Annotated in this window: 21 protein-coding genes; 12 read left to right on the forward strand and 9 right to left on the reverse strand. The window is 73.7% G+C overall.

Features of this window, described 5'->3' with window-relative positions; translation table 11 throughout:
* The first annotated feature begins 29 nt into the window (after window positions 1–29).
* Both ACFYO5_RS15480 and ACFYO5_RS15485 read left to right on the forward strand, forming a co-directional pair.
* Window positions 30–1,001: a helix-turn-helix domain-containing protein gene (locus ACFYO5_RS15480; protein WP_356565864.1), complete on the forward strand. Its 972-nt coding sequence runs from the start codon at window positions 30–32 to the stop codon at window positions 999–1,001.
* A gap of 620 nt (window positions 1,002–1,621) precedes the next feature.
* A complete protein-coding gene (locus tag ACFYO5_RS15485) occupies window positions 1,622–2,029 on the forward strand; it encodes a DUF3592 domain-containing protein (protein ID WP_388708819.1) in 408 nt (135 codons plus the stop codon).
* 123 nt (window positions 2,030–2,152) lie between these two features.
* On the opposite strand, the gene ACFYO5_RS15490 is transcribed toward ACFYO5_RS15485, so the two are convergent.
* Window positions 2,153–2,980: a class I SAM-dependent methyltransferase gene (locus tag ACFYO5_RS15490; protein ID WP_388708822.1), complete on the reverse strand. Its 828-nt coding sequence runs from the start codon at window positions 2,978–2,980 to the stop codon at window positions 2,153–2,155.
* A 71-nt stretch (window positions 2,981–3,051) separates the two neighbouring features.
* Between ACFYO5_RS15490 and ACFYO5_RS15495 the strand changes: the two genes are divergently transcribed.
* Both ACFYO5_RS15495 and ACFYO5_RS15500 read left to right on the forward strand, forming a co-directional pair.
* The gene (locus ACFYO5_RS15495; RefSeq protein ID WP_388708825.1) at window positions 3,052–3,663 is read left to right on the forward strand and encodes a TetR/AcrR family transcriptional regulator; all 612 of its coding nucleotides are present in this window, start codon (window positions 3,052–3,054) and stop codon (window positions 3,661–3,663) included.
* 138 nt (window positions 3,664–3,801) lie between these two features.
* Window positions 3,802–4,659 carry a hypothetical protein gene (locus ACFYO5_RS15500; RefSeq protein ID WP_388709257.1) on the forward strand — a complete coding sequence of 286 codons (858 nt, stop codon included), beginning with the start codon at window positions 3,802–3,804 and terminating at the stop codon, window positions 4,657–4,659.
* A gap of 9 nt (window positions 4,660–4,668) precedes the next feature.
* Here the strand turns inward: ACFYO5_RS15500 and ACFYO5_RS15505 are convergent, their stop codons facing one another.
* Both ACFYO5_RS15505 and ACFYO5_RS15510 read right to left on the reverse strand, forming a co-directional pair.
* Window positions 4,669–5,232, reverse strand: a complete 564-nt coding sequence (locus ACFYO5_RS15505) for a TetR/AcrR family transcriptional regulator (protein ID WP_388708827.1) — start codon at window positions 5,230–5,232, stop codon at window positions 4,669–4,671.
* Window positions 5,229–5,591, reverse strand: a complete 363-nt coding sequence (locus tag ACFYO5_RS15510; protein ID WP_356565853.1) for a DUF1304 domain-containing protein — start codon at window positions 5,589–5,591, stop codon at window positions 5,229–5,231. The genes ACFYO5_RS15505 and ACFYO5_RS15510 overlap by 4 nt, the downstream gene beginning before the upstream one ends.
* Window positions 5,592–5,798: 207 nt before the next feature.
* Here ACFYO5_RS15510 and ACFYO5_RS15515 point away from each other — a divergent pair, with 207 nt between their 5' ends.
* A complete protein-coding gene (locus ACFYO5_RS15515) occupies window positions 5,799–6,191 on the forward strand; it encodes a VOC family protein (RefSeq protein ID WP_356565851.1) in 393 nt (130 codons plus the stop codon).
* Between the two features lie 90 nt (window positions 6,192–6,281).
* Here ACFYO5_RS15515 and ACFYO5_RS15520 read toward each other — a convergent pair whose 3' ends face one another.
* Window positions 6,282–6,578, reverse strand: coding sequence for a DUF4235 domain-containing protein (locus tag ACFYO5_RS15520; RefSeq protein WP_356565849.1), 297 nt, complete (start codon window positions 6,576–6,578; stop codon window positions 6,282–6,284).
* Window positions 6,579–6,625: 47 nt separating this feature from the next.
* On the reverse strand, window positions 6,626–7,648 hold the full coding sequence (locus ACFYO5_RS15525) for a glutathione S-transferase family protein (protein WP_388708832.1): 1,023 nt from the start codon (window positions 7,646–7,648) through the stop codon (window positions 6,626–6,628).
* Window positions 7,649–7,953: 305 nt separating this feature from the next.
* Here ACFYO5_RS15525 and ACFYO5_RS15530 point away from each other — a divergent pair, with 305 nt between their 5' ends.
* A complete protein-coding gene (locus ACFYO5_RS15530) occupies window positions 7,954–8,874 on the forward strand; it encodes a cation diffusion facilitator family transporter (protein ID WP_388708834.1) in 921 nt (306 codons plus the stop codon).
* A gap of 97 nt (window positions 8,875–8,971) precedes the next feature.
* Here the strand turns inward: ACFYO5_RS15530 and ACFYO5_RS15535 are convergent, their stop codons facing one another.
* A complete protein-coding gene (locus ACFYO5_RS15535) occupies window positions 8,972–9,424 on the reverse strand; it encodes a nitroreductase family deazaflavin-dependent oxidoreductase (RefSeq protein WP_388708837.1) in 453 nt (150 codons plus the stop codon).
* Between the two features lie 91 nt (window positions 9,425–9,515).
* The gene (locus tag ACFYO5_RS15540; protein WP_356565843.1) at window positions 9,516–10,139 is read right to left on the reverse strand and encodes a LysE family transporter; all 624 of its coding nucleotides are present in this window, start codon (window positions 10,137–10,139) and stop codon (window positions 9,516–9,518) included.
* A gap of 825 nt (window positions 10,140–10,964) precedes the next feature.
* Here ACFYO5_RS15540 and ACFYO5_RS15545 point away from each other — a divergent pair.
* Window positions 10,965–12,926: a ricin-type beta-trefoil lectin domain protein gene (locus ACFYO5_RS15545; protein ID WP_388708840.1), complete on the forward strand. Its 1,962-nt coding sequence runs from the start codon at window positions 10,965–10,967 to the stop codon at window positions 12,924–12,926.
* Between the two features lie 77 nt (window positions 12,927–13,003).
* Here ACFYO5_RS15545 and ACFYO5_RS15550 read toward each other — a convergent pair whose 3' ends face one another.
* On the reverse strand, window positions 13,004–13,645 hold the full coding sequence (locus tag ACFYO5_RS15550; RefSeq protein ID WP_388709259.1) for a DUF4232 domain-containing protein: 642 nt from the start codon (window positions 13,643–13,645) through the stop codon (window positions 13,004–13,006).
* Between the two features lie 370 nt (window positions 13,646–14,015).
* On the reverse strand, window positions 14,016–16,403 hold the full coding sequence (locus tag ACFYO5_RS15555; protein WP_388708843.1) for a SpoIIE family protein phosphatase: 2,388 nt from the start codon (window positions 16,401–16,403) through the stop codon (window positions 14,016–14,018).
* A gap of 269 nt (window positions 16,404–16,672) precedes the next feature.
* On the opposite strand from ACFYO5_RS15555, the gene ACFYO5_RS15560 reads away from it, so the two are divergent.
* The 5 genes from ACFYO5_RS15560 (at window position 16,673) to ACFYO5_RS15580 (ending at window position 25,516) form a co-directional block, all read left to right on the forward strand.
* A complete protein-coding gene (locus ACFYO5_RS15560; protein ID WP_388708845.1) occupies window positions 16,673–19,768 on the forward strand; it encodes a glycoside hydrolase family 2 TIM barrel-domain containing protein in 3,096 nt (1,031 codons plus the stop codon).
* 444 nt (window positions 19,769–20,212) lie between these two features.
* Window positions 20,213–22,453: a glycoside hydrolase family 9 protein gene (locus ACFYO5_RS15565; RefSeq protein ID WP_388708848.1), complete on the forward strand. Its 2,241-nt coding sequence runs from the start codon at window positions 20,213–20,215 to the stop codon at window positions 22,451–22,453.
* 210 nt (window positions 22,454–22,663) lie between these two features.
* A complete protein-coding gene (locus ACFYO5_RS15570; protein WP_363088026.1) occupies window positions 22,664–22,909 on the forward strand; it encodes a hypothetical protein in 246 nt (81 codons plus the stop codon).
* 3 nt (window positions 22,910–22,912) lie between these two features.
* Complete coding sequence (locus tag ACFYO5_RS15575) at window positions 22,913–23,290, forward strand: toxin Doc (protein WP_356565833.1); 378 nt, start codon at window positions 22,913–22,915, stop codon at window positions 23,288–23,290.
* 582 nt (window positions 23,291–23,872) lie between these two features.
* Window positions 23,873–25,516 carry an RICIN domain-containing protein gene (locus ACFYO5_RS15580; RefSeq protein ID WP_388708852.1) on the forward strand — a complete coding sequence of 548 codons (1,644 nt, stop codon included), beginning with the start codon at window positions 23,873–23,875 and terminating at the stop codon, window positions 25,514–25,516.
* Window positions 25,517–25,522: the final 6 nt, after the last annotated feature.

Below are 25,522 nucleotides of genomic sequence, written 5' to 3' on the forward strand. Positions count from 1 at the left end.
TGATTGCCACTCTTCGATAGAATCGTGCCATGCGTGGCAAGCAGCGGCATCCCGAACGCGTGGTCGTCCTCGCCCTCGACGGCGTCTATCCCTTCGAACTCGGCATGCCGAGCCGCATCCTCGGCGCGGCCGACGGCCGTTACGAGGTGCTGACCTGCACGGTCGACGGCCGTCCGGTGCGCACCGACGCGGACTTCACGATCGGCGTCGAACACGGCCCCGAGGTGCTCGAGACGGCCGACACCGTGGTCATCGCCCCCGTGTCGTCCTCGCGGGTCACCGCCGACCTCCCCGACGAGGTCGCCGCCGCCCTCGCCCGCATCCGCCCCGGCACGCGCCTCGTGTCCATCTGCACCGGCGCCTTCGTGCTCGCCGCCGCCGGTCTGCTGGACGGACGCCGGGCCACCACCCACTGGCAGCTCGCCGACCACTTCCGCCGGATGTTCCCGCACGTCGAACTCGACCCGGACGTCCTGTTCGTCGACGACGACCCGGTGCTGACCTCCGCGGGCGCGGCCTCCGGCGTCGACATCTGCCTCCACCTCATCCGCAAGGACCACGGCAGCGGCCTCGCCAACACGGTGGCCCGCCGCTGTGTCGTCCCGCCGTTCCGGGACGGCGGCCAGGCCCAGTACATCGACCGACCGGTGCCCGAGGCGGGCGCCACCAGTACGGCGGCCACCCGCGCCTGGGCGCTGCGGCGTCTCGGCGAACCCCTCACGCTCGCCGACCTCGCGGCGCACGCCCGGATGAGTCTGCGCACCTTCGCCCGCCGCTTCCACGACGAGGTGGGTCTCAGCCCCGGCCGCTGGCTGATCCAGCAGCGCGTGGCCCACGCCCGGCACCTGCTGGAGTCCAGCGACCTCACCGTGGACCAGGTCGCCGGCCGGGTCGGCTTCGCCACCGGCGCCTCGCTGCGCCAGCACCTGCACGCCGCGATCGGCGTCACGCCGCAGGCGTACCGGAAGACGTTCCAGACGGCCGCGTTGCGCCGCCTGTAGATCCGCCGGCCAGCAGGCAGGGGCCGGCCACCGCGGCCCTGCGGTCCCTGCGGGCCACTGCGGCCATCGCGGCTGCCGCGTCGGCCGGCCGCGGACATGATCCGCCCGCGCGGGCACGGTGTGGGCGACGCCGCCGAGGAGGCGGGGTGCGGATCACCTTCGGCTGTGGCCCGCGTCCCCGATGACGTGGGACGGACTGATCCGGGGCCGGCCGGGCCGATGAGGGGCCCCCTTGCCGGTGGACCGCCGCGTGAACGCCCGAGGGCCCGCCGCCCCTTTCGGGCGGCGGCGTGCTGACGGGACGGGCACGCACGACACCGCCGGCTGACACCGCCGGCCGCATCGGCCGTCTCCCGTGCGGCCGCAGCGTCCGAGTGGGAGGTTCCGGTCCTGGCCCGTCGGCGGAAACGGGTGCGCGGGGTGGCGGACGTCCGGTCGTCCAGCCGCTTCCGGCCCCGCGACCGTCCCGGCAGCCGTGGCCGGACGAACTCCCCACCCCCAGGAGGCGGTTGACGGCGAGGGGTCACCCGCCATGACCGCCGCCCGACCGATGTGACGATGTGCCCGGCGGTACCCGCCTTACGGCCCGTTGCGCCGGTGGGGCGCTATAGCCTGCCCGCGTGAGCCTGGACCAGATCATCTTGGCGCCCTTCATCCCCGTCTCGGCGGGGGTTTCGGTCCATGCCTTCCTGAAGGCGTGGACCAACTTCCGCCTCCTGGCCCGAGGGCAGTGGATCGAGGCGGAGATCGTCGGCGTCCGGGAAGAGGCGAACGGCGACGGCGACCCCCGTTTCTATCCCGAGGTCGCCTTCACCCCTCCGGACAGCGACGAGGTCCGGGTCGAATCCAAGGTCGGCCGGCTGTATCCGATCGACCGCCGGACGCGGATCCGCGTCCGGTACGACCCGGCCAAGCCCCGACGCGCCCGTCTGCAGGGCTACGGCGAACCTGGCCTGTTCGTCAGCCTGCTGACCGGGGGCGCGCTGGCCTTCCTCGCCGTGGGGCTGTTCCTGCACCTCTTCACCTGACGCACTCCCGCATGCCCCGGCCGCCGACACGCGCCCGGGCCCAGGCCCTCGGTCGGGCCGGCACCCGACGGCCCGACTCGTGGACGACAGGGTCCGGACCGGCGCCGGCCTGACGGAGGGACGTCAGGAAGTGGCGACACGTACGGCGGTCACGGCCAGGGTGGTGTAGTTCATCGTGAAGCGTCCGCCCAGGGAGTCGATGGCATCCCCGACCGCCTCCAGGATCCCGGCGAGCTGATCCGGACGGAGTTGCGTGAGGCCGCCGGTGGTGGGCAGCAGGTCCAGCCACCGGTCGCGGGTGTAGGACCGCTCCCAGTCGAATCGCCACTGTTCGGGAGCGTCGAACCGCCCGCTCTCGTGGATCCTGTCGGCGACCTTCGCGTACGCCGCCTGGTAGAGGTCGAGCGGACGTCTGGCCGGTTGGCCGTTGAGCGGGGAGTCGGGCACCGCCCGCCGGTAGGCCGCGGCGAACGGTTCGGCCACCTCGGCAGGCGGCTCGTACACATGCCCGAAGATCGCGAGCCTCCCCCCTGGGCGCAGCACCTGCGCCGCCTTCACGGCACCGGCGACCGGATCCACCCAGTGCCACGACTGCGCGGCGACGACCGTGTCGAACGTCCGGCCGGCCGGCTGCCAGGCTTCGAAGGAGGCCACCTCGACGTCCAGGCCGCGGGCTCGGGCGAAGTCGGCCATCCGGCCATCAGGCTCGACGCCGAGCACGGTGCAGCCGGCGGCCTGGAACTGGCGTGCGGCGATGCCGGTGCCGCAGCCGACGTCGAGCACGTCGGGCCCGGGGCTGCCGGCGACGATCCGTGCCACCAGCGCATCGGGGTAGCCGGGCCGGGACTGGTCGTAGCGTTGCGCGTCCACGCCGAACGACTCGGCCATCCGCCGGGCCCTGTACGGCTCCGACGGGGACGGTTCTGGTTGTTCTCTTGGTAAGGTGGGCATGCGCCCACCTTAGTGGGCGCATGCCCACTGGGCAACGGATGCCGACCGGCCCACGCACGAGAGGACTGCGAGTGCCGACTGGGGTGCACCTCCGCGACGCGCGGCAGCAACTGTTCGACGCCGCCGAACGCGTACTGCTGCGGGACGGGCCGAACGGGCTGACCAGCCGGGCCGTCACCGACGAGGCGGGCTGTGCCAAGGGCGTGCTCCACCGGCACTTCAGCGACTTCGACGCCTTCCTCGCCGACCTCGTGCTCGACCGGGCCGCTCATCTCGAGAGGCAGGCCAGGGCGCTGCGTGAGTCCGTCGGCGGCGGCACGGTGGCCGACAACCTCACCAGCGCGCTGACCACCCTGTTCGGACCGGTTCCGGTGGCGATCATCCCGCTCATCACCTTCCGGGACGAGCTGCGCGCCCGACTGCGGAAGGCGAACCCCGCGGGCGGCATCGCGATTCTGGCCCAGGCCACGACCGCGATCTCCGCCTACCTGGCCGACGAGCGCGAGCTGGGCCGCATCGCCGCCGACGCCGACATCGACTCGCTCACCCTCTCCCTGATCGGTGGCGGGCATCTCCTGTTCGCGGACCGCGACCTCGGCCCGCCGGCCACGGCGGCCGTCAACAAGCTCGTCACGGCGGTCATCGCCGACGCCGTGCAGCGACGACCGGTCCAGGGCCCCTGAACGTCGCGACTCGACGGGGCTGTTCGGCTGTGAGGTCCGAGCCGGGACACCGGCCCGGCCGGCCCGCCGAACGTTGCGGGCCCCCGCCGCGTCCCGGATGCAGGACCGGAGCGGTCGAGGGAACAGGGGCGGGAAATGATGGGCAGACGCTTCGTCGCGGTGACGGCGGTGACGGCGGTGACACTGGTGGCCGTGGGATGCGGCGCCGAGGGTGAGGACGTGGTGGTCGAGGGAACTCCGCCCGCCTCCCCGTACAGCGGCCGGCTGGGCATCCCCACCAAGGACGTGGACGGGAGCACCCGGCAGGCGCTGCTCGCCGTGACCGGCGCCGCGGGCCGGGCGCTGGAGTGCGACGGGGAGATCTTCGAGGGCAACGGGCCCGACGGCTGGGGGAGCGCTGACGGCGGCTCCACCCCGGAGGACGGGCTGCGGCTCTACTTCGACCTCTTCGCGCCCCAAGTGCCGCGCTCCGGCTACCGCGTGGAGCGCCGCGAGACGGACCGGGTGCTGTACTCCTTCGACGTCGGCGGCCGGACCAAGGTGGCCGTCGTGGTCGCCCACGACCAGCCGGAACGGCCCGGCTGGGGACCGGAGACCAACGCCTCCTGCGACCCGGCCGAACTCCCGGCGCGCTTCACCGACTCGGGGACGTACGAGTTCTGGACGGACGCGCGCGGCAGGCGGCAACCGGTGGCGCGGATCCACAGCTTCCGCGGCCCCGAGCACTGCGACTGGCAGAGCGCGCGCTTCCTGATGCTGGGCCGGGGAGAACAGGCCAGGACCTACGTCCGCGACCCCGGCAGCGTCCTCGGAACCGACCTGCTGACCGCCCCGTACGCTGCCGACGCCGCACTGCCGGCCGACGCCCGCGACACCGGATACCGGTACGGGGACGGGCAGTTGTGGATGACCGACGACCGGATGACGGCGTACGTCCGCACCCCCGACGGCGTCGAGGCCTGGCCCTCGGCGAAGGAGGCGGTGGCCTGCATGTGAGGTGAGGGGTCAGCGGCTCGCGTGCAGGGCGACCAGCAACTGCCACACCTGGTCGGCGATCTCGGCGGGACCGGCGTCCAGGAGGCCGTGCAGCCAGTCCGCGAGCACCCCGGCGAAGGTCGCGGCGACGGCCGAGGCGACCAGCGGCGCGTCCGCAGCGCCCGCCCGCTCACGCTCCCGCAGGCTGTACGCCCGAAGATCCCGGTGCAGCACCCGGCCCAGCGGTCCGCCGCCGCCCGGCGTCAACAGCGCCCGGTACAGCGCCGCGTGCGGGGCCAGGGAGGCGAAGAACTCCGCGAGCGCCGCCGGGGCGCGCACCGGATCGGGCCGCCCGCGCCAGGCGTGCAGCGCCTCCACCGCCTCGCGGACGACGTCCGCGCAGGCGTCGACCGCGAGGGCCTCCAGGCCGTCGTAGTGGACGTAGAAGGTGGCCCGGCCGACGCCGGCCCGGCGGACCAGCGCGGCCACGCCGACCTCGGCGAGCGGCCGTTCGGCGCACTCGGCGAGGAGCGCGGCACGCAGCCTCGCCCGGGTGCGGGCCGCCCGCGGGTCCGCGGGCTCGCCGCGGGTCACCGCGCGATCAGGACGGCGGCCAGGGCGAGGGCTCCGGGCAGCGCCTGCGCGACCAGGATCCGGCGGTTCGCCGTGACCGCGCCGTAGACGCCCGCGACGATCACGCAGGACAGGAAGAACACCTGGGCCCGGAACCCGGTCGGGTCGGCGGCGATCAGCCCCCAGACCAGGCCCGCCGCGAGAAACCCGTTGTACAGGCCCTGGTTGGCGGCCATCGGGGCGGTCGCCCGGGCCATCTCCGCGTCGAATCCGTGCAACGAGCGGCCGGGCTTCCTCTGCCACAGGAACATCTCCATCACCAGGATGTAGAGGTGCAACGCGGCGACCAGCCCCACGAGGACGTCGGCGACGGCTTCCATTTGGCTCCCCATTTCTTGGACAGGTGTCCACTATAGCTGGACGGTTGTCCAGGAAGGGCGCCGGTGCCGACCGAAGGGCGGGGCAGTGGCCGGTGGGCGGGACCGAGGGGCGGGGGAGTGGCCGGTGGCCGACCGGATCGGGGGTATCCGCAGGGTTCGGGGGCGGGCGCGGGTCCGCCCCGCCGTCGGACCTCGCGGAGGAGAGACATGGCACTGGTGAAAGCGGGCATCGTGGTGCTCGACTGCGCGGAGCCGGAGAAGCTCGCCGAGTTCTACAAGAGCCTGCTGGACGCCGAGGAGACCGACGCGAGCGCCAATCTCGTGGAGATCGTGGGCGCCGCAGGCACCCGGCTGGGCTTCCGGCGCGACGTCAACATGACCCCGCCCAGCTGGCCCCGCCCCGAGAACTCGTTCCAGGCCCACCTGGAGTTCCTGGTGGCGGACCTCGACGAGGCCGAACGCCGGATCGTGAGCCTGGGCGGACGGGCCCTGGAGACGAAGGGCGCCCCCGGCCCGCACCAGGAACGCCAGTACGCCGACCCGGCCGGGCACTCCTTCACCCTGCGCCTGAGGCCGTCCACGGCACCCAAACAGGACTGAGCGGGGCGACCCGGGCAGGACCGAGCGGGGCGACCCGGGCAGGACCGAGCGGGGCGCCGCCCCTCGACGGGGCGGCGCCGACCGGACCCGTCAGTCCCGGCCGCCCTTGTCCTTGGTGGGCCACACGCCGGTGGACCGTTCGATCGCCTTCGCGCCCGTACGGTCCGCCGCGCTGCGCACCGCGGCGAAGATCGCCCCCTGGATCGCCGCGGCCAGGATGACCTCCCCCCAGCCGCGGTCCCGGTCCAGCGCGTCGGGCGCGTCGTTCTCGTGGCGGACCGCCTTCCAGACCTTGCGGAAGGCCATCCCCGCCAGCGCTCCGCTGGCCCAGCCGAAGACGAATCCGACGGGCTGGTAGACGAGCGGGAGCTTCTGCTTCTTGCCCACGTGTACCTCCTGAGTGCGTTGGGACGTGATGGGGAGTGCGAGCGGAGTCAGGCCCTGCCCCGCGGGGGGACCTCCTCGCCCGGCCGTACCGGACCCGGCGGCGTCCCGTCGCCGAACGGCCGCCCGCCCAGCCGTTCCCGCCGGTGCGGGCTCAGCCAGCCGGACAGGTCGGGTCCGAGGGGCACGATCCGGGTCGGGTTGATGCCGGTGTGGACCTGGTGGTAGTGGCGCTTGATGTGATCGAAGTCGACGGTGTCACCGAACCCGGGCGTCTGGTAGAGATCGCGGGCGTACGCCCACAGCACCTCGTTCTCCGCCAGCTTCCACCGGTTGCACTTGAAGTGGCCGTGATAAACGGCGTCGAACCGCACCAGTGTCGTGAACAGCCGGATGTCCGCCTCGGTGATGGTGTCGCCGACGAGGTACCGCTGCCCGGCCAGCCGGGACGCCAGCAGCTCCAGCCGCCGGAAGACCGCCGCGCAGGCCTCCTCGTACTCGCCCTGCTCGCTCGCGAACCCCGCCCGGTACACGCCGTTGTTGACGTCCTCGTACACCTCGGCCATGACCGTGTCGATCTCGTCGCGCAGCGGCTCCGGGTAGAGGTCGGGCGCCCCCTCCCGGTGCAGGGCGCTCCACTCGGTGGCGAGGTCCAGGGTGAGCCGCTGGTAGTCGTTGGTGACCAGTCTCCCGTCGGTGACGTCCACGACCGCCGGCACGCTCACCCCGCCGGGATGGTCCTTCTCACGCCTGTCGTAGGCCTCGGCGAGGTAGCGGATGCCGAGCACCGGGTCCAGACCGTCGGGGTCCAGGGTGAAGCGCCAGCTCCGGTCGTCCTGGATCGGGTCGACGATCGCCATCGACAGGACGTCCTCCAGGCCCAGGAGCCGCCGGGAGATCACGGCCCGGCTCGCCCACGGGCAGGCCCGGCTGACGACGAGGCGGTAACGGCCGGCCGCCACGGGCCACCCGTCGCGGCCGTCCGCGGTGATCCGGTCGGCGAAGTGGCTCCTGGTCCGCTCGAACGCCTTGTGCCCGTAGGCGCTGTTGCCGTCGGCATCCCGGCCCGCCATGTTCCCTCCCGGTCGTGGTGCGTATGTGCCTGCCTCCCCGCCTTCCCCGTTTTCCGCCGACGGCACGGTGCGCGTGTGAGTCCGATCGGCCGGGGCAGCCGCCGGAGGTGACTGGGACAACCTCGAAAGACACGAACCCGGACGGCACCACCTCACCCACGACGGCCCCCGAAGCCACGGCCGAGAGGAGCACGGCCCCCGGCACCGGGCCGGCTGAGACTTCGACCTCGGACAGCGCCGCGCCGGGGAACGCGACCTCGGACAGCACCGCGGAGTCCGCCGCGGACCGCAGGACGCGCGTCACCGTGCTGGTGGCGCTCGCGGCCAACTTGGTCATCGCGGTCGCCAAGCTGGCCGGCGGGCTGCTCGCGGGCTCCCCCGCACTGCTGTCCGAGGCGGCGCACTCGGTCGCCGACAGCCTCAACGAGGTCTTCCTGCTGGCCGCGCTGCGCCGCAGCCGCCGCCCCGCCGACCGCCGGCACCCCTTCGGCTACGGCAAGGAACGCTTCTTCTGGTCGCTCCTCGCCGCCGTGGGCATCTTCGTCATGGGCGGCTGCTTCTCCTTCTTCCAGGGAGTCGAGGCGCTGCGCTCCGGCGCCGAGGAGAAGCTCGGCGGCTATGTGGCCGGCCTGGTGGTCCTCGGCGTCGCCTTCCTCGCGGAGGGAGCCTCACTGCTGCGGGCCCTGCACCAGGTGCGCCGCCAGGGCGGGGCCGGGGCGGGCCTGCGCGACCCGGCCCTGCGCACGGTCCTCGCCGAGGACGGCACCGCGGTGCTCGGCGTCACCTTCGCCGCGATCGGCATGACCCTGCACATGGTCACCGGCCAGGTGGTGTGGGAGGCGTCCGCGTCCCTGGCGATCGGCCTGCTCCTCGTCTGCGTCGCCTACGGCCTCGGCCGCGAGGCCCGCGACCAGCTGATCGGTGAAGCCGCCGACCCCGAGACCGCCGACCGGATCCGCGCGCTGCTGGCCGCGCAGCCGGAGATCGACAGTGTGGAGGGGCTGTTCACGATGCGGACGGGCGTGGACTCGGCGCTGGTGGCGGTCCGCGTCGACCTGGTGCCCGGCATGGACAGCGAGCGGGTCGAGGAGGTCGCGATGCGCATCAAGCGCTCCCTCGCCGCCATCGTCCCGGAGGCGGACCAGATCTTCCTCGATGTGACGGAGCGTCCCGCCCGCGAGCACGACGAAAGCCCCGCCGCGACGGGGGAGCGCGGCGGGGCCTGACAGTCGAGTGCCCGCCAGGGCGGCGTTCATGCCTGGCGCGGACAGATTTTTCTACGGGTCACCGGGCCGGAGGTCGCCGGCCGCGAGGCCCGCCGGGTCAGTGCGGCTGGTCGACGGGCTCCAGGACGAACACGGGGATCTCCCGGTCCGTCTTCTCCTGATACTCGGCGTACGGCGGGTACGCGGCGACCGCGCGCTCCCACCACAGTGCCTTCTCCTCGCCGGTGACCTCACGGGCCCTCATGTCCCGCTTGTGCGGGCCGTCCTGGAGTTCCACGCGGGGATCGGCCGTCACGTTGAAGTACCAGACGGGATGCTTGGGTGCCCCGCCCAGCGAGGCGACCGCGGCGTAGCGCCCCTCGTGCTCCACCCGCATCAGGGGCGTCTTGCGGATCTTTCCGCTCCTGGTGCCCACGGTCGTCAGGACGATCACGGGCCTCCCGGTGTCCTGGAGCGTGGTCCCCTCGGTGCCGCCGGAACTCTCGTACAACTCGACCTGCTCGCGCACCCACTGGGTCGGACTCGGTTCGTACTCACCCTTGAGAGGCATGGCATCCGTCCCTTCGTCTCCGTCATGTCGTCGACCGACACCCGCGTCCAACACTGGCGCCGGCGGATTTCATCCGCCACACGACACACCGTCACCCGGCCATGCGCACGGCCAGCACGGTCATCACCGCGCTCGACGCCAGCGCCGTCACCAGCCGCCCCCGGCGACCGGTCAGCGCCCGGCCCAGCAGGGCACCGCTCCCGGCGAGCAGCACCTGCCAGCTCGCGGACGCGGCGAGGGCCGCCAGCACGAACACACCCTGCTCGAAAGGGCGTACGACATCCGCGGTGCCGCTGCCGAGGACGAGCGCCGCGAAGTAGACCACGGTGGTCGGGTTCAGCAGGGTGAGACCGAGCAGGCTCAGATAGGCGCGCGCCGGGCTCGGCGGGGGAGGGGCGGCCCGGGTGGTGAGCCGGTGGGCGCGGTACCGGCGTACGGCGGTCGTCGCGCCCAGGGCCGCGAGGGCCAGCAGCACCAGGGCCGAGGCCCAGCGCAGCGGATCGAGCACGGGGCGCAGAGCGGCGGCCACGGCCGAGCCGCCGACGGTGGCGAGCAGGGCGTAGAGCCCGTCGGCGGAGGCGACGCCGAGCGCGGCGCACACACCGGTGCGCAGGGAGGTACGGGCGGTGAGGGAGACGAGGTAGGTCCCGACCGCGCCGACGGGTACGGCGATGCCGTATCCGGCGACCAGGCCGGCGACGAGCGCGGCCGTCACGGACGCGCGGGCTCGGACCTCCGGTGGCCGCGGGCCTGCTGCCGGACCCGTGCCGGAAGGGCGGCGGGGGACAGCGGCGGCAGGAGCGCGATGAGCGCGGGCGTGAACATGGGCAGATCCTGTGGGCGGCGCGGCGCCGCGGCAACGGGTTTTCCGGGCCGCGGGAGGCCGGGCGGGAGCGCGGCCCGCGGGACCGCACGGTCGTCGTCTCAGCCGCCGCACGGGGGTCCGTCGGCCCAGCGACGCGCGGACGAGGTCACCCTGGAGGGCGCGCGGACGAGGTCCTCCTGGACGGCGCGCGGCCACGCCCACCGGTCGGGAGCCGGGGCCTCATCGGCCGGGCGGCGACGGGGAAGGCCGGGGAGCGGCGCCCGCCGCCGCTGTCGAACCGGTCCCACCCGCAGAGGGGCGCCCGGTTCCCACCCGCGCAGGGCCGTCGCCCGCCTCGCCGGCGTGCGGAGGTGAATACGCCCCACAATGACGTCCCGAAATAGGACACCATTACAGCGACCGCCCCGAATGACGAACCGCCATTGACGATTTGTCAGAACTATTGTGTCGTCACGGAATCACGAAACCGCGAGATCTCTTGTTCTGCCTGGTCCGCGTGTGTAAAGGTGGGCCTCGTCGGCGCATGGAGAGTACTTTCCCCGACTGTGCGCACGAGGCATCCCCGTCCACACCCCCCACGTTGCAAAAGAGCCGCACTCCGCGGACGTTCGGGATGTCGAACACTGTGCGCAAGGATCCCGCCGCTGCGAGGGCGGGTTCACCCGCTTATTTGGTACGGACTTTATGCCGCATGTCCCCGGGAGGAATGCAGCCGTGAAAGACCCAGGCCTGTCGAATTCCCCTTCGGCGCGCCGCTTCGAGGTGACGGACGAACAGCTCAGCGCCGAGCTGAAGAACTGGACGGGCACCTCGCCCGCGTTGCACCCCGTCGGTGAACTGCTGGACCGGCACTGGGAGGCCGCCTTCGCCTACGCACGGCTGTGCACCGACGGGGAGCGTGCGGCCGGCATGCTCACCACGGCGGCCTTCACCCGGCTCTTCGGTGAGACCCTGCGCCTGAACGGACCGACCTCCGCATGGCGACCGCACCTTCTGGTCACCGTGCGCCGCATCGCCGCGGAGTGGGACTCCGACGGCCGCCGAGACCTGCTCCATCCCGACCTGCGCGCCGCCGGGGAAGACGGCGAGCGGCCGGCCGCCCGGCTGCTGCCGCCCGTCCACCGCCGGCTGTTGTCCCGGGCGTTCCAGCGACTGTCGCAGTCCGCGCGCTGCCTGCTGTGGCACACCGAGATCGAGGCCGAACCCCTCGCCGTCCCGGCCGGACTGCTCGGCCTGGAGGAGGAGGGCGCCCGTGTCGAACTGCGCCGGGCCCGCGAGCGGCTGCGCGAGGAATGCCTCCAGGTCCACCGCGAACTCGCCGTCGACGAGGACTGCCACCGCTACCACCGGCTCCTCGACGTCACCTGCCGGCGCGGCAGCGTCGACGTCGACCCCGACCTGCGCACCCACCTCGGCCACTGCCGGCACTGCGCGCACACCGCGGACCAGCTGGGCCAGTTCGGCGCGGGCCTCGGCATCGCCCTCGCCGAGGGCGTCCTCGGCTGGGGCGCCGCCGCCTACCTGCGAGCCCGGACGGAACCCTCCGCCGACGCGCCCGTCACGGCCCCGCCCGTCCGGCGTCCGGTCTCCGCCGCCGAGGCGTTCACCGACGAGACGCCCCTCGCCGCACGCCCCGGCGGGACGGCCGGTACCGGTGCGCCCGCCGCGGACCCGGCACCGGACACGGAGCCGCACGACGGCCCCTCCGGGGACCACCGTGGACCGAACCCACGCCCCGTCTCGCGCCGTTCGGCGCACAAGGCGGCCCGCCGCGTCCGCCGCCGCAACCTCGCCGCCGCCGTGCTCACGGTCAGCGGACTGGTCGTCCTGCCGCTCGTCCTGTATTCCGCGCTCTCCGGCGGCGACTCCGCCTCGTCGGGCGACGACGCCGCGGCCACCCCGGCACCCGACACGGACACCTCCACCTCCGGCCCGTCCTGGACCGGTGCCGGTGAGGAGACCCAGGGCACCCTGCGCGGTCGCCTGCACAACGTGGCCTCCGGGCTGTGCATCGGCGTCGTCGGCACGAAGGCGGTCAAGGACGCCGAGACGGAGCTGGCCACCTGTTCCTCGGACGCCGGCCAGCAGTGGTCGTACGAAGCCGACGGGCTGCTGCGCAGCACCGGCGACCCGGATCTCTGCCTCGACTCCCACCTCGGGTACTCGGTGCGCCTGGCCCCCTGCGCGGGAGCCTCGCAGCCCGGCGCCAGAAGCGTCCGCTACGACTTCACCCTCCAGGGCACGCTGGTCCCGCGCTCCAACCAGAACCTCGCCCTGGCACCCGCGGCCACCGACGGCTCCGGCGCCCTGGTCCTGAAGAACCGCACCGACAGCGCCGCCCAGCGCTGGGTGATCGACACCTCGCAGCCCGACCCGCAGATGCAGGTCGTCAACTGGGGCGCGGACAGCACCCTCGCCGACACCCGGACCCCGGCCGCGCCTCCCGCCCCCGAGGCGTCGAAGCCCGCAACCCCCACGCCCACCCGGACGCCGGCCCCCACCGCCACCCCCAGCCCGACCCCGAGCGCCGGTCCCGCCCCCGGCAACACCGCCTGCGTGCCCTACGGCTACCCCTGCCCGAGCGGCGGCGGTCCGCAGTACGGCTACGGCGGTTACGGCTATGGCGGCTACGGCGGTTACGGCTACGGATACCCCGGCCCGGCCCGCGGCCGCTGACGACACGGCCGACCGCGGCGGTTCCGGCCCCGACCGTCCTGGGGCCGGATCGGCCTGCGGCCGCACCGGACGCCGGATCAGGGACCGGTGCCGGGCGCGAGCACGGTGAGCCTCACCGACGAGGCGTTGCCCGACACGGGGACCTTCCCACCGGTCCACGGCACCCGCAGCGGGTCCCGCTCGTCCGGTGGCGTCACCAGCAGAGTCGTGGGAGTGGCCGCCTCGGCCCCGCTGACCTCCGGGTCGGAGTACGTCAGACCCGCCCACGCGCTGCGGCCCGGCGCCAGCGTCACGGTGACCGGGGCGGAGCCCGGTTCCCGCCGGGGATCGGGGCCCAGTCGCCTGCCGGAGGCGTCCAGGAAGGCGGCGCCCGGATAGCCGCGCACGGTGCACGTCCGGCCGGACGCGTTGGTCAGGACGAGCGGGAAGTTGTCCTGCCCCGCCCCGGGGTCGTCGCGTCCGACGGAGGCACGCAGCTCAGAGGTGTGGCAGCGACCGCCGGCGGCGCCGGACCAGGCTGGGGAGGGCGCGGTGCTCGCGTCGGCGGGCGCCTTGGACACCCGGGCGGACGTCACCGACGACGGGGCGGGCGCGGACGACGCGGGGGCGGACGACGCGGGGGCGGGCGCGGACGCGGAACCTCCATCGTCCGCACCGCTCCCGCCTGTCCCACCGCAGGCGCTCAGCAGCCCCAGCACCGCCAGGGCACCCGCCGCCAGAACGGCCGGACGCCGGCCCCTGGACGAGCCGGCAGGGGTCGAGCCGGCAGCGGGTTCGCCGCCGGCAGGAGGCGAACCGGTCGGCGGTGAACCCGCCCCGCACGAACCGGCCGGAGCCGAGCGCTCCAAGGTGAAGCCGATCGGGGAGGAACCCGCCGGGGAGGAACCCGCCAGGAAGAGACCCGCCGGGGACGAGCGCCCCCGGGCGGAGTGTGCCGGGTCGGAATCGGTCCGGGCCGTATCTGCCATCGCTCCACCCTTCGATGCCGCGCCACGCGTGCGGCGGTCGCCCGTGGGGCGGGCGGGTGCCCCGCCGCGGTGCGACCGACACCCGTCCCACCCGCACCCGCCGCCTCTCCGGGGTCGGTGTTCAGTCGTCTTCGAGCGGTCCCAGCTCGGCCCAGATCGTCTTGCCCTCCGTCGTGTGCCGGCTGCCCCACCGCTGGGTGAGCTGGGCGACCAGCAGCAGCCCCCGGCCGCCCTCGTCGAACGTCTTCGCCCGGCGCAGGTGCGGCGCGGTGTGGCTGGTGTCGGAGACCTCGCAGATCAGCGTCGTCGCGTCGTGGATCAGCCGCAACCGGATGGGACGGGCGCCGTACCGGATGGCGTTGGTCACCAGCTCGCTCACCACCAGCTCCGCCGTGAACGCGTGCTCGCTCAGCTCCCAGCGGGCCAGCTGGTCGACGACCTGCTTGCGGATGGGCGCGACGAGCGCGGGGTCCGCCGGGATGTCCCAGGTCGCCACCTGGGAGGAGGGCAGCCCGCGGGTGCGGGCGAGCAGCAGGGCCACGTCGTCGGCGGCGCCGCCCGGCGGCAGCAGGGAGTGCAGCACCCGGTCGCAGGTCTCGTCCAGGGAGGCCGAGTGCGCCGCCAGCGCCTCGCGCAGCACCCGATGGCCGGCGTCCGCGTCCCGCGCGCGGGACGCGACGAGCCCGTCGGTGTAGAAGGCCAGGACCGAGCCCTCGGCCAACTCCAGCTCGGCCGACTCGAACGGCAGCCCGCCCAGTCCCAGCGGCGGCCCCGCGGGCAGGTCGACCCCGCGTGGCTCGCCGTGCGGCGGCAGCAGCACGGGCGGCGGATGTCCGGCCCGGGCCAGCGTGCAGCGCCGCGAGACCGGGTCGTACACGGCGTAGAGACAGGTCGCTCCGACCTCGCCGGGGCTGCCCTCTCCGCCCGCCTCCTCGGAGAGCCGGACGACCAGGTCGTCCAGGTGGGTGAGCAGTTCGTCGGGCGCGAGGTCGATGTCGGCGAGGGTGCGCACGGCGGTGCGCAGCCGGCCCATGGTGGCCGAGGCCTGGATGCCGTGCCCGACCACGTCCCCCACGACCATCGCGACCCGCATCCCGGAAAGCGGGATCACGTCGAACCAGTCGCCGCCGACCCCGGCGCGGGCGGCCGGCAGATAGCGGGAGGCGGCGTCGACGGCGGCGGTGCGGGGCAGGGTGCGGGGCAGGAGGCTGCGCTGGAGGGCCAGGGCGGTCTCGCGTTCGCGGGAGTAGCGGCGGGCGTTGTCGATGCAGACGGCGGCGCGGGCCGTCAGCTCCTCGGCCAGCAGCACGTCGTCGGGCGAGAACGGCTCGGGCCGCCGGTGGCGGGAGAAGACGACCACGCCGAGCGTGGTGCCGCGGGCCTGGAGGGGGACGGAGATCGTCGAGTGGGTGCCGTACTCGTGGACCCGCTGGATCCGCTGCTCGTCCCAGGAGCGCAGGGCGTCCAGCTCGTCGCCGGCCGGCACGGCGGCCGTGACGGTGCGGCCCGCGAGCAGCGAGCCGGCCTGCGGGGAGGCGGCCGGGTAGCTGTCCAGCTGGCCCGGCTTGCACACAGCTTCGGGGGAGCCCGGGTTGACCGAGTGGTGGGCGGCCCGCCGCAACTGGACGGGCGCGGTCAGCGGGCCGCTGGCCTCGCCGCCGTACTCCTGTGTGTCGAGCAGGTCGACGCTGACGAAGTCGGCCAGGGTGGGCACGCACACCTCCGCCAGCTCCTGGGCCGTACGGGTGACGTCGAGGGTGGAGCCGATGCGCACGCTCGCCTCGTTGACCAGTTGGAGACGCTCGCGTGCGAGGAAGTGCTCGCTGAAGTCGTGCGCGGTCACACAGACGCCCCGGACCTGCCCCGCGGCGTCGGTGAGCGGCGCGATCCGGGCCAGCCAGGCGTGCGCCCGCTCCTCGCCCGGGGCCTTCGTGACGGTCTCCATCTCCTGGCGCTCGCCGGTGGCGAGGACCCGGCGCATGTGGGTCTCGATCTCCGCGTTCTGCGGTCGGCCGGCGAGGTCGGTGGCGCGCAGGCCCCGGATCCGGGCGGCGGGCAGTTCGACCAGCTCGGCCATGGCGTCGTTGACCGCCCGCAGCCGCAGCCGGTCGTCGAAGATCATGGTGGCGCAGGGGGACTGGACCAGTGCGGCGCGCACCAGGTCGTCGTCCTGCGGGTCCGGGAACCCCGCGGGCAGCGGTGTCACGGCGAGCCAGCTGAGCGGGCCGCCGTCCGGCGGCTGCCTGCGGTGGGCGAGCACCCACACGGACACGGTGTGTCCGTCGCGGTGGCGCAGCGCCAGGGTGCCGCTCCAGCGGTCCCCGTCGGGGACGGCCGGACCGGCCGGAGCGCGGTCGGCCAGCAGAACGGCGGCCGGCCTGCCGACCACCTCGGAGGAGCGGTGGCCCAGCAGACGGCGGGCGCCCTCGCTCCACCCGGCCAGCGTGCCGTCCTCGTCAATGACCGCTCGCGCCGTCGTGGCGTCGTCGAACGGGTCGTCCGAGGTCATCGTCCCCACTCCATCGCGGACACTCACAGTGAACGGGCAAGCCACTTCCGTTCCACCTTAGTGCTTGCGGCGCCGGCCCGGAGAAGAACGGCGGCCGCCCTCCTTCCGCGCGGCCGGGCGCGCGGAAGGAGGCCGCGTCGGGGCGCCCGGGGCGAGTGGGACGGCCGGGTGCGACCGCCCTCTTGACGGGCCCGAGTGGCGAGGCGTCAGATTCTGTTTGCCGACGTTCGGTTGTGAGTACTTCTGGTTCCTGATGAGGGAGACCCGCCATGACGGTCACGCGTCGATCGGTCCTGCTCGCCTCCGCCGCCGCTCCCGCCGCGAGCGCGCTCCTCGGCACCCCGGTGGCCGAGGCCGTCGGGGAGGCCGAGGCCACCGCGGGCGCCTCCGGCCGGCGCACCGTCGCGCTGCGCGACGGCTGGCGCTTCGCGCTGGTGAACCCGGGCGGGATCACGGACCCGACCGGACGGTACGCCGACGCCGCCGCTGCCGGTCACGACGACTCCACCTGGCGACAGGTGGCCGTCCCGCACGACTGGAGCATCGAACAGACCCCCACCACCGAGCACGGCACCACCAGCGGCACCGGCTTCTTCCCCGGTGGCCTCGGCTGGTACCGCCTCGCGTTCACCCTGCCGCCGGAGTGCGCGGGCAAGCGGATCTCCGTCGAGTTCGACGGCGTCTACATGGACTCGTACGTGTACTGCAACGGCGTCGAGGTGGGCCGCCACCCCTACGGCTACACCGGTTTCGCGATCGACCTCACCGACCTGGCGCACACCGACGGCAGCACCGAGAACGTGCTGGCGGTGAAGGTGCAGAACCGGCTGCCCAGCAGCCGCTGGTACTCCGGCAGCGGAATCTACCGCGAGGTCCGCCTGATCGTCACCGAGCCGGTGTACGTCCCCCGCTGGGGCACGTACGTCACCACTCCCGACGTCGGCGACGAGCGGGCCCTCGTCCGGGTGCGCACGGACCTGGTGAACCTCTCCGGCGCCGCCGCGGACGTGGAGGTCCGCTCCAGGATCATCGCGCCGAACGGCCGCACGGTGGCCCGTACGGCCACCACGGTCACGGTCGCCGAGCGGGCCACGGAGACCCATGAACTCGCCGTCCCCGAACCGTCGTTGTGGGACTTCGCCACACCCCGCCGGTACACCCTGGAGACCGAGCTGCGGGTCGGCGGCCGGCGCACCGACACCTGTCTGACCCCCTTCGGCATCCGCACCTTCCGCTTCGACCCCGACGAGGGCTTCCACCTCAACGGCACCCACGCCAAGCTCAGGGGCGTCGACCTCCACCACGACCTGGGCGCGCTCGGCGCCGCCGTCAGCGCCGACGCGATCCGGCGGCAGCTGACCCTCATGAAGTCGATGGGCGTCAACGCCTTCCGCACCTCCCACAACCCGCCAGCGCCGGAGATGATCCGGATCTGCGAGGAACTGGGCATCGTGATGCTGGTGGAGGCCTTCGACTGCTGGCGCACCGGAAAGAACCGGTACGACTACGGGCGGTTCTTCGACGAGTGGTGCGAGCGGGACGCCACCGAGATGGTCCTCGCGGCCCGCAACTCGCCCGCCGTCGTGCTGTGGTCCGTCGGCAACGAGATACCCGACTCGACCTCCACGGCCGGCCTCGCCATGGCCGACCGGATCATCGCCGCGATCCGCGCGGCCGACACCACCCGCCCCCTGGTGATCGGCTCCGACAAGTACCGCAGGCTTCCCGCGAAGGGCTCGGCGGCCGATCTGATGCTGGCCAGGCTGGACGGGCTCGGCCTCAACTACAACACCGCCAGGTCGGTGGACGACCTGCACGCGGCCTACCCCCACCTGTTCCTCTTCGAGTCCGAGTCGTCCTCGGAGACCTCGACCCGGGGCACCTACCAGGAGCCGGAGCGCCTCAACACGGGCGAGAACCACACCCCCGGCAGACGGGCGACCTCGTCCTACGACAACAACCTCGCCTCCTGGACCATGAGCGGCGAGTACGGGCACAAGAAGGACCGCGACCGGAAGTGGTTCACCGGGCAGTTCCTGTGGTCGGGCATCGACTACATCGGTGAGCCGACACCGTACGACGTGTTCCCGGTGAAGGCCTCCTTCTTCGGCGCCGTGGACACCGCCGGTTTCCCCAAGGACATGTACCACCTGTTCCGCAGCCAGTGGACGGACGAGCCGATGGTCCACCTGCTGCCGACGACGTGGAACCACGAGCCGGGCGACACCGTCGAGGTCTGGGCGTACGCCAACGTGGGGAGCGTCGAGCTGTTCCTCAACGGGAGGTCGCTGGGCGTCCGGGAGTTCGACGCCAAGAAGACCGTCGACGGGCGGCCGTATCTGGAGACCACGGAAGCCACCGGCGACGACAGAACGTTCACGGCCGGCCCCTACCCCGGCAGCTACACCAGCCCCACCGGCAGTGCGGGCAAACTCCATCTGACGTGGCGGGTGCCCTACGAGCCGGGCGTATTGAAGGCCGTTGCCCGCAGCGGCGGGAAGGCCGTCGCCACCGACGTCCTGCGCACGGCCGGCGCCCCGCACGCCGTCCGTCTCACCGCGGACCGCGAGTCGCTTCCCGCGGACGGCCGTTCGCTGGTGTTCGTCACCGCCGACGTCGTGGACGCGCGGGGTGTGGTCGTCCCCGACGCCGAGCACCTCCTCGCCTTCGAGGTGAGGGGCGGCTCCCTCGCCGGGCTCGACAACGGGCGCCAGGAGAGCGCCGAGCGCTATCAGGCCAGCACCCGCACGGCCTTCCACGGCAAGGCCCTCGCCATCGTGCGCTCCGGGACCAAGGCGGGCGCCCTGAGGGTGACCGCCCGCGTGGACGGCCTGCGCGCGGGCACCGTCACCGTGCGCACCACCCGCTCCCGCACGGCGGCGACGACCCCCGCGGCCGCCTTCGTACCGGACCTGCCGACGCCCCCGAACCACCCCTACGCCGACGCCGGTTACTCCGGCCGGACCGACACCCCGCCCGCCGCGATGCTGGACGGCGACCCGGCCACCGGCTGGTCCAACGCCTTCGTCAAGGCGGCCACCGCCCTGCTGCCCGCCTTCGACCAGGCCCGCCCGAAGGACTGGGTGTCGGTGGACTGGGGGCGGACGCGGACCTTCGACCGTGTCGAGGTGTCCTTCACGACCGGGGGCGCGCACAGCCTGCCCGCGGCGATCGTGGTCGAGGTCGGCGACGGGGAGCGCTTCACCCCCGTCACCGGGGCGGCCGTCGCGTGGGCGGACGCCTCGGACCGCCCCACCGTGATCACCTTCGACGCCGTCCGCGGCTCCCGCCTGCGGCTGAACCTGACGAGCAGCCACCCCGGTGAGGTCCAGGGGTCCATCAGGATCAGCAAGATGGAGGCCTAGGGTCTCTCGTCCGCGTCACCGCGGACCGCGCACCCCGCGTGAAACGGCCGGGCCGCTCCTTCGGGAGCGGTCCGGCCGTCGGCGTCCGGGGCGGTGGTCGGGCTCGCGCGGTCCGGTGCCGCAGCTCGCCGCATGGTCGTCGGTCTCCAGGCTCCGTCCTGACTCCCTCCTCCGCCTTGCGATGCACGGCACCGGACCCCGCTCCCTGATCCGGCCCGATCCCGCTCCCCGATCCGAACGAAAGACCCTGGACGCCCGCGGGGTCCGGGCGGGGCGACGGCCGTGAGGTCCGGGCGAAGCGGCGGCCGTGGGGCCAGACCGTTCTGTCCGGACCGTTGACGGGGTGTCATGACTGCAACAAACATGTCCTCCGACCGTATTTGGGAGCGCTCCCATCGCGGCTCGCGCACGGAGCGTTCCCGCACCTGCCGGAGGAACCCAGACGTGAAACGACGCAGAACCACCCTGCTGTCCCTGGCGGCCCTGCTGGGCGCGGCCCTCACCGCGCTGCCCGTGCCACAGGCCGGAGCCGAGGAGGTCGAGCAGATCAGGAACGGCACCTTCGACGCCGGCGCCGACGCCTGGTGGGCCAGCAACGCCACCGCCGCCCCGTCCGAGGGCCGGCTCTGCGCGGACGTGCCGGGCGGCACCGTCAACCGCTGGGACTCCGCGCTCGGCCAGGACGCCGTCACCCTGGTCAAGGGGGAGACCTACCGGTTCTCCTTCAAGGCCTCCGGCGTGCCCGAGGGGCACGTGGTGCGGGCGATCGTCGGCCAGGCCGTCGCGCCCTACGAGACCTGGCAGGAGGCGAGCCCGGTGCTGGGCGAGTCGGCCGGGTCGTACTCCTACACCTTCACCTCGTCGGTCGACTCCACCCAGGGCCAGGTGTCCTTCCAGGTCGGCGGCAGCCCCGATCCCTGGCGGTTCTGCGTCGACGACGTGTCCCTGCTGGGCGGGGTGCCGCCGGAGGTGTACGAGCCCGACACCGGGCCGCGCGTCCGCGTCAACCAGGTCGCCTACCTGCCCGCCGGGCCGAAGAACGCCACCCTCGTCACCGACGCCACGGCGAAGCTGCCCTGGGCGCTGAGGAACGCCACCGGCGCCACCGTCGCACGAGGCTGGACCGTGCCGCGCGGCCTGGACACGGCCTCCGGGCAGAACGTCCACTCCGTCGACTTCGGCGCGTACCGCACCCGCGGCACCGGCCTCACGCTGGCCGTGGACGGCGAGACCAGCCACCCCTTCGACATCGGCACCGCCGCCTACGAGCGGCTCCGCCTGGACGCGGTCAAGTACTACTACCCGCAGCGCAGCGGCATCGAGATCCGCGACGACCTGCGGCCCGGCTACGGAAGGGCCGCCGGACACCTCGGCGTCGCCCCCAACCAGGGCGACACCTCCGTGCCCTGCCAGCCCGGCGTGTGCGACTACACCCTCGACGTCTCCGGCGGCTGGTACGACGCCGGCGACCACGGCAAGTACGTCGTCAACGGGGGCATCGCCGCCTGGGAGCTGCTCAGCACCCACGAACGCGCGCTGACCGCCCGCACCGGCCACCCGGCCAAGCTCGGCGACGGCACCCTGGCGCTCCCCGAGAGCGGCAACAAGGTGCCGGACGTCCTCGACGAGGCCCGCTGGGAACTGGAGTTCCTGCTGCGCATGCAGGTCCCGGACGGGCAGGCCCTCGCCGGAATGGTCCACCACAAGATCCACGACGAGCAGTGGACCGGCCTGCCGCTGCTGCCGAGCGAGGACCCGCAGAAGCGCGAACTGCACCCGCCGACCACCGCCGCGACCCTGAACCTGGCCGCGACGGCCGCCCAGGCCGCCCGTCTGTACAAGCCCTACGACAAGGCCTTCGCCGCACGCGCGCTGACCGCCGCCCGCAAGGCCTGGACGGCCGCTCTCGCCCACCCCGCGGTGTACGCCGACCCGGCCGACGGCACCGGCGGCGGCGCCTACAACGACGACGACGTGACGGACGAGTTCTACTGGGCCGCCGCCGAGCTGTACCTCACCACCGGTGAACGCCCGTTCGCCGACCACGTCCTGAACTCCCCGGTCCACACGGCCGACATCTTCGTCCCCAAGGGCTTCGACTGGGCCCGTACCGCGGCGGCGGCCCGCCTGGACCTGGCGACCGTCCCCAGCAAGCTGCCCGGCCGCGACAAGGTGCGCCGCTCGGTCGTCCAGGGCGCGGACACCTACCTCGCGACCCTGCGCGGCCAGGCCTACGGCATGCCGTACGCGCCGGAGGACAACCGCTACGACTGGGGCTCCGCCGCCCAGATCCTCAACAACGCCGTGGTCGTCGCCACCGCCTACGACATCACCGGCGCCTCGAAGTACCGCGACGGGGCGGTCCAGGCGATGGACAACATCCTCGGCCGCAACGCCCTGAACATCTCCTACGTCACCGGCTACGGCGACGTCGCCGCCCATCAGCAGCACAGCCGCTGGTACGCCCACCAGCTCGACCCCAGCCTGCCGAGCCCGCCGGACGGCACGCTGGCGGGTGGCCCGAACTCCAGCATCCAGGACCCCCTCGCCCAGGCGAAACTCAAGGGCTGCGTCGGGCAGTTCTGCTACATCGACGACATCCAGTCCTGGTCGACGAACGAGACGGCGATCAACTGGAACGCGGCCCTGGCCCGGCTGGCCTCCTTCGTGGCCGACCAGGGGTAGCGGCCGGAAGCAGTGAGCGGGGACCGACCGGGGACAGCGGCACCGACCGGGGGCGGTGGCCGCAGAGGGACCGCTCACGGCCGAACGGTGTCCGAGCCTGCCAGGAAATGATCAGCGGCAGAACTGCTCGGACACCGTTCGGTACCGCCTTGCCACTACTTTCACCAGGGGATATTTACGAGTAAGTACCCGAGCGGTACCGTGAAGGACATGCCAGCCCTCAATGTGGAATTCAGCGATCGCGAGCTGGAGGACCTGCGGCAGATCGCCAAGGAACGCGGTACGTCGATGAAGGCGCTCGTCCGGGAGGCCGCCGCCGCCGACATAGCCAGGCACCGGGCGCTCCAGGAGGGCGCGGAGGCCTTCCGCAGGTTCTTCGCCACCCACGCCGACGAGTTCGCCGCGGCGTTTCCCGATGACGAGGCGCCCGTCAGGGGCGAGGGGCGGGTCGCCTGACCGATGACACCAGTCATCCACATCGACGTGCCCTGGCTGCTGCAGCGCCACGAAGAGGTCCTGCCGGACCAGCCCACCATCAACGACTTCTCCGCGCTGGTCGCCGCCGTCGCCCGCCACCGGGTCGACCCGCCCCGGCTCGGGGTGGACTCCGACCCCGCCTGGCGGGCCGCCGCGCTGCTCCACACCCTCGCGCTGCTCAAGCCCCTGCCCTCGGCCAACGCCCGCTTCGCCAGCGCCACGGCGGTGGCTTACATGTTCGTCAGCGGCGTCGGCATCGATCCGCCCTACGGCGCGCTGGTCGACCTGACCCGCGACCTGATCGACGGCAAGACGGACGTGTACGGCGCGGCCGACCGGCTGCGGTCCTGGCAGATCTGAGAGAACAGATCCGGGAGAGGGGCCTTCCCGGGCCGCCGGCCGAGGGCGGGAGGAACGGGGCCGGCGGCCGTTTCGCGCAGGGAGAGCCGCCGTCCCGCGCGTGGCCTCCGAGGAAGGGCCGGCCCCCAGTCCACTACGCGCCGCGCACGCCGGGAACGTGTGCGCGGCGCCACCGCGTGCGCGCGCTTCACACGGGGCGTGCGATGCGGACGGGGCGCGCGCTTCGTACGGGGTGTGGCTTCGCGGGGCGTCGCTCGGGTCTCTCCACGCGGGCCGTCTCTCCACGCGGGCCGTCTCTCCACGCGGGCCGTCGCTCCACGCGGGACGCGGGTTCGCGCGCGGCGCTGGTCGGCACTCCGGTGGCGACGGCCAAATGCTGTGCAGGCAGGGCGAATCGGGCGCCCCCTGTCGACATTCCCTCAACAGTGGCCGGGATTCCTCGGCGGCTTGTTGCGCGCGACTCGGTTGTGCGAAGGTGAGCCACTCGTGCGGGGGCCGGGGCCGGGTGTCCCGTGTTCGCCGGCGGAGGCGAACGCCTGCTCCCGCCGCGTCGGACAGGTACGTACCGAAGGAAGCCGCACAGTGCTCACCCCCCAGCCCCCCCGCCCGCCCTACCCCCCGCCCGGCTCGGGACCCGGTGAATCCGACGAGGCCCTCGCCTCGGGGACCCGCGGAGGGACGGACAGCGAGGTGGCCCAGTCCGCCGCGATGCTCATCGCGCGGCACTGGCAGCCGGTGCACGACTACGCGGTGATCTGCCTCGCCTCCCCGACGGGCGTCCCCTCCATGGTCGCCACCGCCGCCTTCCACCAGGTCCTCGACCGGCTGAAGCTGGGCGAGCCCGGCACCGCCCTGCGCCCCCGCCTGCTGGTCACCGTGCGCGACACGGTCCGGCAGTGGGCCACCGACGAGGGACTCTCCGGTGTCCTGCCCGACCTGGGGAAACCGGCCGGCGCCCGGGGGATGCGGGCCGCCAAGTCCATGATCCCGGAGAACCGGCTGCTCGCGGAGCGCGCCTTCGAGAGCCTGCCGCCGGTCGCCCGCTGCGTGCTGTGGCACACCGAGGTCGAGGCCGAGCCGGTCACCGTCCCCGCCGGCCTGCTCGGCATGGACACCGACACCGCGGCCGGCGTCCACGAACAGGCCAGGGAGAAGCTCCGCGAGGGATGCGTCCGCGCCCACCGGGACCTCGCGCCCGGCAAGGAATGCCGGTTCTACAACCGGCTCCTCGACGTGCCCATCGGCCGCGGCGGCGACCTTCTGCCCGACGTCCGCCGACACCTGGACGCCTGCCGCTACTGCCGCGCCGCGGCGGAACAACTCGGCCACTTCGAGGGCGACCTGGGCGTCCTGCTCGCGGAGGCGGTGCTCGGCTGGGGAGCCCGCCGCTATGTCGAATCGCGGCCCGGCCGCGCCACGCAGCAGCCGGTGCGCCTGCGCGGCTCGCACCGCGGCGGCCGCCCGCGCGGTACGCGCCGTGCCGCCGGTCTGTTCACCCGCACCCCTTCGCCCGGCCGCCGCGAACCCGGCGCCGCGTTCCGCTCCCCACGCGCCCTGTTCACGGGTGTCGGCCTCGCCGGGGCCGGTCTGCTGACCACCCTGCTCGCCGCCGGCCTGTGGACCGACGACGGCACGGCCGACCCGGCGGCCTCGCCCGCCACCGCCGGCACGCCCTCGTCCGGCACCGGCTCGCGGGCCGCCCCCACGGTTCCCTCGGGCCCCGACACCGCCCAACTCCCCGACGCCGCGCGGGAGACCCGGCTGCGCAACCTCGCCGCCGACCGGTGCCTGGACATCCGCGGCGAGGCGGAGGCGGGCGCCGTCCTCGAACTGGCGGACTGCTCCCACGACCGGTCCCAGCAGTGGTCGTACGAGGAGGACGGGCAGCTGCGCAGTCTGGCCGAGCCCCGGCTGTGCGTGGACGCGCACGCGGACGCCGGCGTGGTCATCCTGGAGGCGTGCGCGGAGGCCGGCGACCCGCGCGCCGACGACGTCCGCTACGGCCTCACCCCCCAGGGGGAGTTGCTGCCCCGCTGGAACGAGTCCCTGGCCCTCGCCCCGGCCGGTGCGGAGCCCGGCGCCGACATCGTCGTCAAGGTACGTGACCACTCCACCGGACAGCGCTGGCAGGTCTACGCGGCTCCGACCGCCACCGGCTCACTGTCGATCACCGGATCCGAGCCGCCCGCGGCGCGGCCCGTCGACCTGTCGGACGGCACCGCCTGAGGAGCG

The sequence above is a fragment of the Streptomyces sp. NPDC006259 genome, from assembly GCF_042870975.1.
Lineage (GTDB): Bacteria > Actinomycetota > Actinomycetes > Streptomycetales > Streptomycetaceae > Streptomyces.